This is a genomic window from Zhenhengia yiwuensis, assembly GCF_014384995.1.
Taxonomy (GTDB): domain Bacteria; phylum Bacillota; class Clostridia; order Lachnospirales; family Cellulosilyticaceae; genus Zhenhengia; species Zhenhengia yiwuensis.
The window spans coordinates 122,552-135,673 of the sequence record NZ_JACRSY010000008.1 but is presented as its reverse complement, the minus strand read 5'-3'; the positions used below and the strand labels follow the sequence as shown (position 1 = coordinate 135,673).

General features: G+C 35.1%; 13 protein-coding genes and 1 other annotated feature. Of the genes, 6 read left to right on the top strand and 7 right to left on the bottom strand.

Going from position 1 to position 13,122, the window contains the following annotated elements:
- Positions 1–78, top strand: a complete 78-nt coding sequence (locus H8718_RS21045) for an IS3 family transposase (RefSeq protein WP_408646572.1) — start codon at positions 1–3, stop codon at positions 76–78.
- Between the two features lie 159 nt (positions 79–237).
- On the opposite strand, the gene H8718_RS06865 is transcribed toward H8718_RS21045, so the two are convergent.
- From H8718_RS06865 to H8718_RS06840, 6 genes are all read right to left on the bottom strand, one after another.
- On the bottom strand, positions 238–1,329 hold the full coding sequence (locus tag H8718_RS06865; protein ID WP_177668999.1) for a stalk domain-containing protein: 1,092 nt from the start codon (positions 1,327–1,329) through the stop codon (positions 238–240).
- A gap of 110 nt (positions 1,330–1,439) precedes the next feature.
- Positions 1,440–2,720, bottom strand: a complete 1,281-nt coding sequence (gene aroA, locus H8718_RS06860; protein WP_249332382.1) for a 3-phosphoshikimate 1-carboxyvinyltransferase — start codon at positions 2,718–2,720, stop codon at positions 1,440–1,442.
- Positions 2,721–2,756: 36 nt separating this feature from the next.
- Positions 2,757–3,857: a prephenate dehydrogenase gene (locus tag H8718_RS06855; RefSeq protein ID WP_249332381.1), complete on the bottom strand. Its 1,101-nt coding sequence runs from the start codon at positions 3,855–3,857 to the stop codon at positions 2,757–2,759.
- Positions 3,857–4,870 (bottom strand): 3-deoxy-7-phosphoheptulonate synthase, encoded by a 1,014-nt coding sequence (gene aroF / locus H8718_RS06850; RefSeq protein ID WP_249332380.1) that lies wholly within the window; start codon positions 4,868–4,870, stop codon positions 3,857–3,859. Before aroF ends, H8718_RS06855 begins: the two co-directional genes overlap by 1 nt.
- A gap of 155 nt (positions 4,871–5,025) precedes the next feature.
- Positions 5,026–5,670, bottom strand: coding sequence for an SdpI family protein (locus tag H8718_RS06845; protein WP_249332379.1), 645 nt, complete (start codon positions 5,668–5,670; stop codon positions 5,026–5,028).
- A complete protein-coding gene (locus H8718_RS06840) occupies positions 5,660–5,938 on the bottom strand; it encodes an autorepressor SdpR family transcription factor (protein ID WP_249332378.1) in 279 nt (92 codons plus the stop codon). The genes H8718_RS06845 and H8718_RS06840 overlap by 11 nt, the downstream gene beginning before the upstream one ends.
- 134 nt (positions 5,939–6,072) lie before the next feature.
- Between H8718_RS06840 and H8718_RS06835 the strand changes: the two genes are divergently transcribed.
- The 3 genes from H8718_RS06835 to H8718_RS06825 all read left to right on the top strand — a co-directional run bounded on the left by H8718_RS06835 (position 6,073) and on the right by H8718_RS06825 (position 9,753).
- Complete coding sequence (locus H8718_RS06835) at positions 6,073–6,786, top strand: ABC transporter ATP-binding protein (RefSeq protein ID WP_249332377.1); 714 nt, start codon at positions 6,073–6,075, stop codon at positions 6,784–6,786.
- The gene (locus tag H8718_RS06830) at positions 6,779–8,380 is read left to right on the top strand and encodes a hypothetical protein (protein WP_249332376.1); all 1,602 of its coding nucleotides are present in this window, start codon (positions 6,779–6,781) and stop codon (positions 8,378–8,380) included. The genes H8718_RS06835 and H8718_RS06830 overlap by 8 nt, the downstream gene beginning before the upstream one ends.
- A gap of 170 nt (positions 8,381–8,550) precedes the next feature.
- Entirely contained in the window at positions 8,551–9,753 is a 1,203-nt protein-coding gene (locus tag H8718_RS06825; RefSeq protein ID WP_249332375.1) for a Gfo/Idh/MocA family protein, read from the top strand.
- A 71-nt stretch (positions 9,754–9,824) separates the two neighbouring features.
- On the opposite strand, the gene H8718_RS06820 is transcribed toward H8718_RS06825, so the two are convergent.
- Complete coding sequence (locus H8718_RS06820) at positions 9,825–11,075, bottom strand: 6-phosphofructokinase (protein ID WP_249332374.1); 1,251 nt, start codon at positions 11,073–11,075, stop codon at positions 9,825–9,827.
- Positions 11,076–11,242: 167 nt separating this feature from the next.
- Here H8718_RS06820 and H8718_RS06815 point away from each other — a divergent pair, with 167 nt between their 5' ends.
- Both H8718_RS06815 and pheS read left to right on the top strand, forming a co-directional pair.
- Entirely contained in the window at positions 11,243–11,680 is a 438-nt protein-coding gene (locus H8718_RS06815) for a hypothetical protein (protein ID WP_249332373.1), read from the top strand.
- 12 nt (positions 11,681–11,692) lie between these two features.
- Positions 11,693–11,913: a binding site (T-box leader), on the top strand.
- Positions 11,914–11,954: 41 nt separating this feature from the next.
- Positions 11,955–12,974 (top strand): phenylalanine--tRNA ligase subunit alpha, encoded by a 1,020-nt coding sequence (gene pheS / locus H8718_RS06810; protein ID WP_249332372.1) that lies wholly within the window; start codon positions 11,955–11,957, stop codon positions 12,972–12,974.
- Positions 12,975–13,122 lie beyond the last annotated feature (148 nt).

Below are 13,122 nucleotides of genomic sequence, written 5' to 3'. Positions count from 1 at the left end.
ATGTATTATAACACAAAGCGAATTCATTCTGCTCTTGGGTATATTTCACCTGCACAATTTGAAGAATTAAATTCATAAAATCAACTTAACTTTGTGTCTACTTTTTATTGACAACTCCAAGTTTTTATTTTTTTAGTTGTCTACTTGACGGGTAGCAGTTCAGATAATATATTGCAGTTACCTTTTTTTTATAAGAAATGAGGCAGTCCATAAGGAGGGCTGCCTCATTTCTTATGCTTATTCCGCTAGAAGGTCTATAATATAGTGTATAGAACCTGAAGGATGTATACGGTTTACACGAACTGTGTAAGTGGATTCATATTCCGTTAAAGAATCATCTGACTTAAATGAAAGGCTATAGGCATCATGAACCATCTCGTTAGTACGATCTGAACTAATAAGTGTAAACGGCTGAAAGTACTTATCATCTTTTAGTCCATATGTGTTACGATAATATTCATATAAGGCTCTCATAAGGGTTGCATCAAAGCTTTTATGAAGATCCATTTGCGTTAGAGTTTTAGAAGGATAAAATGTAGCCCAGTACATAGGAGAGTTAATACGTGTATCCCCTATATATAGAATAAGATTATCCCCTGAGAAGCTCACCTTAAGGGGAAGCGTTATTGTATCTGTAAAGGTATTAGGGTAAGTATGTGTATTAATAACCCTAAAGCTTACTTTCATATTATTATAAGGAGAATACGTAACACGTGTTCTAATAAAGTCAGCAAGCTTTGCTTTATTGGTATTATCTAAAAAGCTTATATACTGTTTAGAAGATACTGCAGATGTAATAGCGGACTGAAGAACTTCTTCACTACTTAGATTAAGTAAATGTGCTGGCAACCTCTCTAAGTTATAAAAAGAGTCAATAAAGCGGTGTTCTTGTGGATCATCCATATTACGAGAATAAGGCGTAGGGATATTTAGAAAAATTTCCTGAGTATTAGAGTTTGTTTTAAGCGAATAGCCTAAGGAACTTAATAATTCAATAGGTATATAAAGTTTATCGTCTAAAATAAATGGACTAACTGAAAAAGTATAGCTTTTACCTTCTAGGTTAAAGGACAGCTTATTTGGAGCAAATAGGACATCTTTACCTTGAACAGAGAGGGTATAAGTACCTTTGTGTTCTGTAAGGGTACCAAAAGTAATTTCAGCGAGTTCATCAGCTGTTATGTAAAGCATATCATTTTTTTGAATAAGTGGAGATTCTAAGTTGTATAAGATATTGTTCACTTTAAGTGAATAAGTTGTAGATGCTTGAAGTGTTGTTGTGGATAAAAATATAAAGAAGAAAACAAGCATTTTAACTAAATTTTTCATAATCCACCTCCTTGATAGATTATAACATATAAATAAACTGTTAATCAAATATATACGAAGTATTGCATTTGTTACAAAAAATAAAAGTAAAAAGCTGTAAGTACTGGGGCTTAAGCCTCAGTACTTACAGCTTTTAAATGCTCAAAGAAATGTGGATAAGAGATACGAATACATTCGCTATTAAGAATTTGGGATGGTGTAGTTGCTTTAAGAGCAGCCACAGCTAAGCTCATGGCAATACGATGATCATCATAACTTTCAAGTATAGCCCCATGAAGCGTTGCATTCCCTTCTATAATCATGCCATCTTCTAGTGGCCTAATAACAGCACCCATTTTACCTAATTCATGGCACATCGTATCAATACGATTAGATTCTTTAACACGAAGTTCTTTTGCATCTTTAATAATAGTGGTTCCGTGTGCAAAGAGTGCTGCTACAGCAAAAGCAGGAATTTCATCAATCATAGTTGGAATAATATCACCTTCTATGGTAATACCGTGAAGGTCTGAGCTTTCAATTATCATATCACATACAGGTTCCCCACAAAGCTCTCTTTCATTAAAGCAGGTAATGCGTCCGCCCATAGCCAGAAGGGCATCTAAAATACCACGTCTTGTAGGATTGATGCCTACATTTTGAAGTATAAGTTTACTATTTGGGACAATAAGTCCGGCAACCATAAAGAAAGCAGCTGAAGAAATATCACCAGGGACAACGACTTCCATTGCCTCAAGCTCAGGATTAGGATAAATCGTTACACATTTATCTTTACGTTCTATAATAGCACCAAAAGCGCTTAGCATACGTTCTGTATGATCGCGCGATAGAGCAGGCTCACATACAGTAGTTGGAGTGTTCGCATAGAGGCCAGCAAGAAGTACACAGGATTTAACCTGAGCGCTAGCTACAGGAGAGGTATAACAAATACCCTCTAAAGTGCTTGGGGAAATAGTAAGAGGACAGAAGTTATCATCTTTACCTTCTATAGCAGCATGCATCTGGCGAAGTGGTTCTATAATACGTTTCATAGGACGTTTTTGAATAGAAGCATCCCCAGTCAAAGTAGAGGTAAAAGGCTGACCTGCTAATATACCAGAAATAAGACGTGTTGTTGTGCCACTATTACCGCAGTCTAGGATTTCAGCAGCAGGCTCAAGTCCATGTAGGCCTTTGCCATGAACGAGGATATGGTCGTTATGCATTTCAATATCTATACCTAGTTTACGGAAACACTCAATAGTGGATAAGCAGTCATCCCCCATAAGAAAGTTATGAATTTTAGTAGTACCTTTAGCGATACTACCAAACATAATACTACGGTGAGAGATGGATTTATCACCTGGAATAGAGAGAGTCCCTTTTAAGTGAGAAGCAGGTTGTATAATCATAGTCAAACTCCTTTTCTTTAGTAAAAACAGTCTATTTTAGCAATAGACTGTGTAGTTATGTTTTATAAGAAGATGTTTAGCTTTTTCCATTTCGCTTTTCTTACCAAAGGCAATGCGGAGCACGCCACTGGCGAATTCACGTTGGTTAACAATACCAATATCTTTGATATTAATGCTATGAGAGCTAAGTAGTGTTGCAATACATGCAATAATACCAGGCTCATCTTCTGCATCTACAAAAATAGTAAATACTTTTGCAATATCCGATTTAATACCATCTTGGAAAGTATCACGGTAGCGTCCTGCTTCATTAAAGAAGTTATAAATAGCTTGGCTATCTTCACTTTCTAAAGTCTGGCAGAAAGCTGTAAGTGATGCAATATAATTTTCAAGGCAAGCTTTAATAGGTGCTTTATTAGATAGGCATATGTCTTGCCAAATTGTTGGATTTGAAGATGCGATACGTGTAATATCTTTAAATCCACCTGCAGCTAATGTGTGTAGCGAATGCTCACAGCCATCTTGATTTTTTACAAGATGAACGAGACTACTTGCGATAATATGTGGTAAGTGACTGACAACAGCAGTTGCAAAGTCATGGTAGCCTGGTTCAAGTGTAATAGGAATAGCACCAAGACGTTCAACCATTTTCTGCATAATAAACAGAATAAAATCAGGTGTACCTGGTGATGGTGTTAAAATATAGTATGCATTTTCAAATAAATAATTAGTAGAAGCTTCGTAACCGGATTGTTCAGAACCAGTCATAGGATGGCCACCTATAAAGTAGGCCTTTTTAGTATGACCTGATAAAATATCTTCTACTTTTTTCATAACACTCTCTTTAGTACTGCCAATATCGGTCAAAATACAATCGGATGCTATAAAAGGTAATAACTTTTCTACTACCATATCAATAGAAGATACAGGTGTACAAATAAAAATAACGTTACATTTAGAAAATTCTGCCCCAAGTTCAGTTGCAATGTGGTCAATAGCACCTTCTTCTAAGGCTTTAGCAGCCGATAGACTATCTGTATCAAAGCCTATAATGAAGCTATTTTGTGCATGAACCTTCTTAAGTGTCTTGGCAATTGATCCCCCAATCAGGCCAAGTCCGATAATACCAATATGCATTAGAGTTCACGCCCTACAGCAGTTGCAATAGGTTTAAGCTCATCCATCAGTACGCTGAAATCATGGGGATCAAGAGATTGAGGGCCATCAGAAAGTGCAACTTTTGGATTAGGATGAACTTCAATAATAAGTCCATCTGCGCCTGCTGCAATAGCTGCTTTAGAAAGGCTTGAAATATAGGCACGTTTTCCAGATGCATGACTTGGGTCTACGATAATAGGTAAATGACTTTTTGCTTTGATAACAGGAATAGCACTGATGTCTAGTGTATTACGTGTTGCTGTCTCGAAAGTACGGATACCTCTCTCGCATAAAATAACGTTAGGGTTACCTTCACTCATGATGTACTCAGCAGCATTGAGCCACTCATCAATAGTAGCGGAAAGACCACGTTTTAAAAGAACAGGTAGGTTTGTTTTACCTACAGCTTTTAAAAGTTCAAAGTTTTGCATGTTGCGTGCACCAATTTGAAGGATATCTACATAATTGACCGCTGTTTGTACAGCATTAATACTGGTAACTTCACAAATAACAGAAAGACCTGTTTTTTCTCTTGCTGTTTTCATATATTTAAGGCCTTCTTCTTCAAGACCTTGGAAAGCATAAGGTGAAGTACGTGGTTTATAGGCACCGCCGCGTAATACCTTGGCACCGCCATTTTTAGCAGCTTCAGCAGATTCGAGAAGCTGGGATTCACTTTCAATTGCACATGGACCGGCCATGACAATAAGTTTTTTACCGCCTATCTCACAGTTGTTTAACTTGACAATAGTTGGTTCTGGATGAAATTTAAGATTAGCTAATTTATAAGTCTCTGTTATAGGCACGATTTTATCTACTCCATTCAATGAACAAAGGCAGTCACTACTTAGCCTGGATTTATCGCCTATTACCCCAAGAATCGTTACTTCAGACCCTTTAGATATATGGGCAGATAATCCGGCATTTTCAATTGCCCCCATAGCGACCTGTATATCTTCAGGCGTTGCTGTATGTTTCATGACAATAATCATAGGTACAAACCTCCTTGTATAAACCCTATTTTACATTTTATTAACTTATTGTACAAGGATGGTCTTTGCTCTGTCAATGTTTAAAAAGTCAATACAAGTTTAAAAAGTCAATACAAATTTAAAATATGCAATTTAATTTAGCTAAAATTGCATATTTATTTGTTGATATGACGTTTAAAATACAAATAGGAGTAGAGCATCGGTATAAAAAGAAAGATAAAAGCGACTAACAGACATGCTGAAATAAGTAAAGAAGATGCAAAACCTGTAAGAAGGAATAAAATACCTGATGCAATATAGCAATAACCGCCTATTCTATGAGTAGCACGCCAGTTATTTTCATCTGCAAGTGTCCAAGGCAATTTAATACCATAGGTGTAATTAGGTCTAATTTGCGGCATATAATTACCAATTACAATAAAGAGTATACCAATGCTAATAGGAACAACCTTTTGAATAGGCAGATTATATCCTAAAGCAACATAGAGACTAACCCAGTGTAAGAGGATAAAAAGTAACACTAAAAAAGCTATAAAAATGGTATAAGCTTTTTGATGCAGTTTATAAGAAGCAGACTTAGGGTCAAATTTAGGAATAATTTTTAAGAGTACTAAGACTATAAGTGGTAAAAAAGCGGTAAAGAAGGTAAAACTACGTGGGCCATAGTTATCGGGATTACCTAAATAGTCAAAGTGAATAGGAATTTCATTCGGCAGATTAGGATAGAAGTACAGTGTTAGAAGTATGGAACAAATAGTAAGAATAAATATGCTTTTGAAAAATATATTTTTAGTTTTCATAATCAGAATCTCCCTTATTAATTAAATCAAAGAAAAATGAAAGTGCATCTTGCAAGGTTGTAGTGTTCAGAGAATAAATAACATTTTGACCTTGTTTTTGAGACAGCACGAGATTAGCTTGCTTAAGTAAATTAAGATGGTGACTAATAGAAGGTTTTGCCATATCAAAGTGGTCAGCAATCTCTCCAGCAGTTAAATCACCTTCTTTAAGAAGCTGAATTATTTTACGCCTTGAAGGGTCTGATAAGGCTTTAAAAAGATCGTTCATGGATAAAAATTCCTTTCGTAAAATATTGACGTATCTAAAAATAAGAGTATACTTTTAGTTAATTAGATAAATATCTAAATATCTAAATAGAATATAAATCAATAAGTATAAAAAAGCAAGAGGAGAGAATAAATATGTTAACCATTAAACATTTTTCAAAGTGTTACAAAGGTGGCAAGAGAGCTGTAAAAGATTTGAACCTACAAGTTGAGGCAGGAGACCTCTATGGATTTATTGGACATAATGGAGCTGGCAAGACTACGACTATTAAAGCTATAGTAGGCATACTAGATTTTGAAGAAGGAGATATTGAAATAAACGGTATCTCCATTCAAAAAGATCCTATTGCATGTAAGCGTAAGATTGCTTACATACCAGATAATCCTGATTTGTACGAGCATTTAACAGGTATACAGTATTTAAATTTTGTAGGAGATATTTTTAGTGTAGGAAAGGATAAAAGAGAAGTTACTATTAAAACTTATGGGGATATGTTTGAACTAACATCTAGTTTAGGTGACTTAATTCAATCTTATTCACATGGTATGAAACAAAAATTAGCTATTATTTCTGCTCTTCTTCATGAACCTAAATTACTTATTTTAGATGAGCCTTTTGTAGGGCTTGACCCTAAAGCTGCGCATACTTTAAAGAGTATTATGAAAGAGCTGTGCCATAAAGGATGTGCTATCTTTTTCTCAACGCATGTACTAGATGTAGCAGAAAAGTTGTGTAATAAGATTGCTATTATTAAAGATGGAGAGCTTATTACAAGTGGGGCTATAGAAGAAGTAAAGGGTAACCAAAGCTTAGAAGAACTATTTTTGGAGCTGATTAATCATGAATAATATAGGCTATGTATTACGTGTACAACTATTAAGTGCTTTTGGAATTAATAAACTTTTACATACGACGGACCCTAAAGAAAAGAAGAAGGCTATATGGATGGGGATAGGTATAGGTCTCCTTGCAATTATGATTATAGGAATGAGTATCCTATATAATATCCTAATAGCTGTGTCTTTTAAAGAAATAGAATTAGTAGAGTTTTATCTACCTATGGTGATGAGTTTAACAAGCTTTATTATTTTAATAACTACTTTTTATAAGGCTAAAGGGATACTATTTGAAGGGAAGGATTATGATATGCTTCTTGCTTTGCCTATTAAAACAAGTCATATTGTTGGGGCTCAGGTACTATATCTTTATCTTATGAATTTATTATTTTTAGTTATGATTATGATACCAGCAGGTTTTGTCTATGGCATTCTAGTAAGACCTAGAGGGATATTCTATCTTATTTATGGAATGACTTTATTCTTTGTGCCGCTTATTCCAATTATTATTGCAACTTTTGTAGGTGCTATTATTACAATGATAACTATGAGACTTAAGCATACAAACTTTATAACGCTTATGATAAATGTTGTATTCATTGCAGTTGTCATATGTATGTCATTTGGCGCTAACTCTATATCAGAAGAACATATGGGGCAGCTAGGTGAAGTAGTAATGAGTGCCATTAATAAGATTTATCCACTTGCACAGCTTTATTTACAAGCTGTTTGTGAGTATAGCATAGGTGCAGCACTCTTATTTATAGGACTTAGTGTACTGGCATTTGGGTTATTTGTTACATTTATAGGAAGGAAGTTTAAAATAATTCATACTATGCTTCAGACATCAGCTAGACGTAGTCAGTATGAAGGCGGGCAAGTTAAGGAGTCTTCTGTACTAGGTGCACTTTATTATAAGGAACTTAAAAGATACTTTAGTTCATCTTTATATGTAATGAATACAAGTGTAGGGATTATATTTATGCTAATACTTTCTGTCAGCTTATTTTTCTTAGATGCTATAGAACTAGAACATATGCTGGGCATTAATGGAGTACATCAGTATATTGCAGAGTTTGCACCGCTCATAGCTAGTTTTTGTATTGCTCTAAATTGTACGACTGCATGTGCGATCTCACTAGAGGGTAAAAATTTATGGATTTTAAAATCGAGTCCAATAGAGGCTAGAACCATTTTCATAAGTAAAATAGGAGTTCAGCTTGCTATAAATATACCGGCTATCTTATTGAATACTATCCTTATGACTATTGCACTTAGAGCTCATTTTATGCAGGCACTTTTAATTTTTGCAATACCTACAGTCTATACGATTTTTATAGCTATTATGGGGATTATCATTAATCTGAAATGGCCTAATCTAGAATGGAGTAATGAAGTGGTTGTGATTAAGCAAAGTATGGCAACATTATTAGTTATGGTAGTAGCGCTAATAAGTATTATTGTACCAGGTGTACTTGTAATTATAATACCGGGTGTGAGTACAGTAATGAAGCTCATAATGCTTCTAGTTGTTATGATAGTTTTAATTTATGGGGCATATAGGTATATGGTCATTAAAGGAGATAAGCTTTTTAGAGACTTATAATGATAAATAAAAAGGGGACACTTTAAAAATGGAGTGTCCCCTTTAAGTAGGGAAAGTATTATTTAAAATACACTATAAAATTCGAAAGATAATATATTGATTATATTAGTGAAAATAGGTAAAATGAAAGGGTAGTCTATTTTAAATTACAGTATAAGGAGCTATTTGAGATGAAGGACAAGTTAAATATAGGGATTATTGGATTAGGTGGAAGAGGTTACGGCCTTATGGATGGTGTTATATTACATATGGATGATATAGAGATTGTAGGTGTATGTGATACCTATAAGGACAGAGCACAAAATGCTGCGGATAAGGTAGAGCAAGTAAAAGGGAATAAACCTTTTATAACACAAGATTATAAAGAGCTTATAGCATCGAGTGAAGTTGAGGCTGTTATTGTTTCAAGTGCATGGACAGGACATATTGAAATTATTATTGAATGTATGAAAGCTGGTAAACCTGTAGGAACAGAAGTAGGAGGAGCTTATTCGATAGAAGAATGCTGGCAGCTTATTAGAGCTTATGAAGAAACAGGTGTACCTTGTATGCTATTAGAAAACTGCTGCTATGGTAGGGAAGAAATGATGGCTATGAATATGGTGAAACAAGGTATTTTTGGAGAAATTGTTCACTGTTCAGGTGGCTATCAACATGATTTAAGAGAAGAGATTGCCTTTGGAAACGAAAATAGACATTATCGTTTACAGAACTATATACATAGAAATTGCGAAAACTATCCAACTCATGAGCTAGGACCAATTGCGCAGATTCTAGATATTAATAGAGGAAATAGAATGGTATCTCTTGTATCTATGGCTTCTAAGGCTAAAGGATTAAATGAGTATATTAAAAATAAAAAAAGTGATGATGAAGCCCTTATGCATACAGAATTTGCACAGGGAGATGTAGTAACAACTATGATTAAATGTGCAAGAGGTGAAACAATTGTACTTACCTTAGATACAACCTTACCGAGAGCTTATTCAAGAGGATTTAGAGTGCAGGGTACTAAAGGTATGTTTATGGAAGATAATATGTCTCTATTTATTGATGGAGAACATAATGAATATGATTTTAAATGGAAAGAACAATGGAATAACATTGAAGCGTATAGAGAGAAGTATGAGCACCCTGTATGGAAAAAGTTTATGCAAGATGGTGTAAAAGGTGGACACGGTGGAATGGATTGGTTAGTTCTACGTGCATTCTTTGATTGTGTAGAAAAAAATGAAGAGATGCCAATTGATGTATACGATATAGCAGCATGGATGGCTATTTCAGCTTTATCAGAGCAGTCTATTGCGATGGGAGGGCAAGTGGTAGCTATTCCAGACTTTACTAATGGTAAATGGATAACTAGAAAAGCATAGACTTTTTAATATTAAAAAGGTTAGGGGAGATTATGTTCCACCTAACCTTTTTTACATTTAGAATATAAACTCTATTTTTGTTCAGTTTTAGTGTGAAGATGTGTAATATCACAGTAAACAGGTACACCATTTGCATAGCCCATTACTGTTTCGCCCTCAATGAGTGGTCTAAGGTAAGTAAGCATATCTTCTGTTACATCATTACCTGCTTCATTAATCCACATGCGAGGCACTACTTTTTCTTTATTAGCAATATCTTCAATGGCATGAGAAACAACATCTACATAGTAAGGGTCATTACTCATACGGTGGTAGCAAACCATTTGAGCTGTTTTACCTTCAAGGGCAGATTTAACAGCAGCTTTACCGATCATAATACTTTCATCTATATCTGTTTTGGATGCAATGTGACTTGCAGAACGTTGAAGGACATTGAGTTCTACTGAACGTACTTTACAGCCTAATTTATCTTTAAGGTAGTTCTCAAGTGTTTTTCCGGCTCCGCAAAGCTGTTTATGACCAAATGCATCTACAGCAGTACTTGTTGCAGAAATGTAGTTACCATCTTTGTCTTTAATACCTTCAGAAACAGCAACAATAACATTTTTACGTTGCTTTTGAATACGTTTAACATCCTCTACAAAGGAATCTAAACAAAATGGAGCTTCTGGTAAATAAATAAGATCTGGAGCATTAGAGTACGAAGTACGAGCAAGGGCGCTACTTGCAGTAAGCCAACCGGCATTACGGCCCATGATTTCAACGATTGTTACAGATGGAATGTTATAAATATAAGTGTCGTGAGCAATTTCAAGCATTGTAGTGGCAACAAACTTTGCAGCACTGCCGAAACCAGGTGTGTGATCAGTCATTGGTAAATCGTTATCGATTGTTTTAGGAACACCAATGATATTAATAGAAAGGTTATTTGCTTTTGCATAAGATGAAAGTTTAACAACTGTATCCATAGAGTCATTTCCACCAATATAAAATACAGTGCGAATATCATTTGAAGTGAAGAAATTAAAGAGAATTTCATAAATTTCTGGTGCAACTTCGTAATGTGGAAGTTTAAAACGACAAGAACCTAAATACATAGAAGGTGTAATAGCTAATTTATCAAGAGATTCTTTGGTCTTAAATTGCTCGGATAAATTAAGATAGCTCCCTTGAAGTAAACCTTCAATCCCGTGAACCATTCCATAAACCGAGTTATAAGCATCAGATTCAATTATTCCTTGTAAAACGCCACTAAGAGAAGCGTTGATCGCAACAGTAGGGCCCCCTGATTGCCCAATGATACAATTACCTTTAGATAGCATGCATAATCCTCCTTAAAATAATCAGTCATTCAAATAAGCATACGTATCCATGATACACGAAAGGCTCTCTATTGACAAGTGATGACAACTCCTAAACAATATGTGTAAAAGACCTTATAATTTGGCAATAATTCTACTAATAGATGATACGATTAAGGAGCGATCAGATGGAGACTATGGAAATGATTCATAAAGAACATAGAAATATTGAAGCAGTTTTAAGAGTACTTAAAAAGGAGATCGTCTCTCTTGCTATAGATCAAAGAGTGGATAAGGTGATGTGGGCTATGAGCTTAGCTTTTATAAAGGATAGTGTTATTGACTTTCACCATTTAAGGGAACGTGAATATTTTAGAGAATATAAGTTGATAAGTCTGTATGAAAGTTCATCTGAGATGCTTCATACTATTACAGAGTACCATGAATTAGTAAAGTTTCAGTATAATAAGCTTGTAGAATGTTGGAACTTATATCAGGAGGGGCAAACGTTAGCTCGCTTTAATGTGATGGAAGAAGGTGAGAAGCTTATTCATCTATTAGGAGCAAGTATGCTTCTTGAAGAAAAACTTTTTAACTTGACAACACATGAATGTATAGTAAAATAATGAGTATATATGTAAAATGCTAAGACGATGCATAGTAGCTTTTTTGTATCCTTAAGAGAGAAGGTGTCACCGGCTGTAAACACCTTTAGGCCATGCAAATAAGTGAATTTCACATCAGAGCAGTACTTTTGAAAATAAGTAGGAAGTATCGGTTGTGCGTTATAGCTACTAAGTGTTTATACAGGTGTATAAAAATTTGGGTGGTACCGCGGAGTTATAGCTTCGTCCCTTTTTGGGACGAGGCTTTTTTTATTATCAGAAAGGAGTCATAACCGTGAGAGAAAAATTAGAGCAAATTAAAAGTAGTGCACTAGAAGCGATTAACAATGCTTCAGACCTTAAAGTGTTAGAAGATTTAAGAGTACAATACCTTGGTAAAAAAGGTGAACTTACAGCAGTACTTAGAGGTATGAAAGATTTAACAGCTGAGGAAAGACCAGTTGTAGGACAAATGGCAAATGAGGTGCGTGAAGCGCTTGAAGTAGCATTAGCTGATAAAAAAGTAGGGCTTGAGAGTGAAGCTGTAAATCAAAAACTTAAAGAGGAAGTTATCGACATTACAATGCCAGGTAGAAAAATGCCAAAAGGACATATGCATCCTCTTCATAAAACACTTGAGGAAGTACAAAATATCTTCCTTGGCATGGGTTATGAAATTGTAGATGGTCGTGAAGTTGAAACAGCTTACTACAACTTTGATGCCCTTAATTTAGGGGAAGAACATCCAGCACGTGATGAGCAAGATACGTTCTATTTTACAAATAACTTAGTACTTCGTACAGCAACATCACCAGTACAAGTTCACACTATGGAAGAACAAGAACTTCCTATTCGTATGGTAGCACCAGGTCGTGTATACCGTTCTGATGAATCAGATGCAACACACTCACCAATATTCCACCAAATTGAAGGTCTAGTAATTGATAAAAACATTACATTTGGTGACCTTAAAGGTGTACTTGCTGAGTTTGCTAAGAAATTCTTTGGAGATAAAGTACAAGTTAAATTTAGACCACATTATTTCCCATTCACAGAGCCAAGTGCTGAAGTAGATGTAAGCTGTGTAATGTGTGGTGGTAAAGGGTGTAATGTATGTAAAGGATCTGGCTGGATTGAAATTCTTGGATGTGGTATGGTACATCCGAAAGTGCTTGAAATGGCTGGAATTGACCCAACTAAATATCAAGGTTTTGCGTTCGGTATGGGACTTGAACGTTTAACAATGCTTAAATATGATATCAATGATTTACGTTTATTCTATGAAAATGATGTGAAATTCTTATCACAGTTCTAAGAAGTGTATAAAGAGTTACCTGATAAGTGGGGGCTTAAAGGTAGCATGGGGTAATGTGAATAAGGATGGCGTTTGGGAAGGCGGCATCTAAGCAAATGTTAGTGATTGGGATAAATAATAAATTGGGGCTGGATGAAAACAGAGTGAA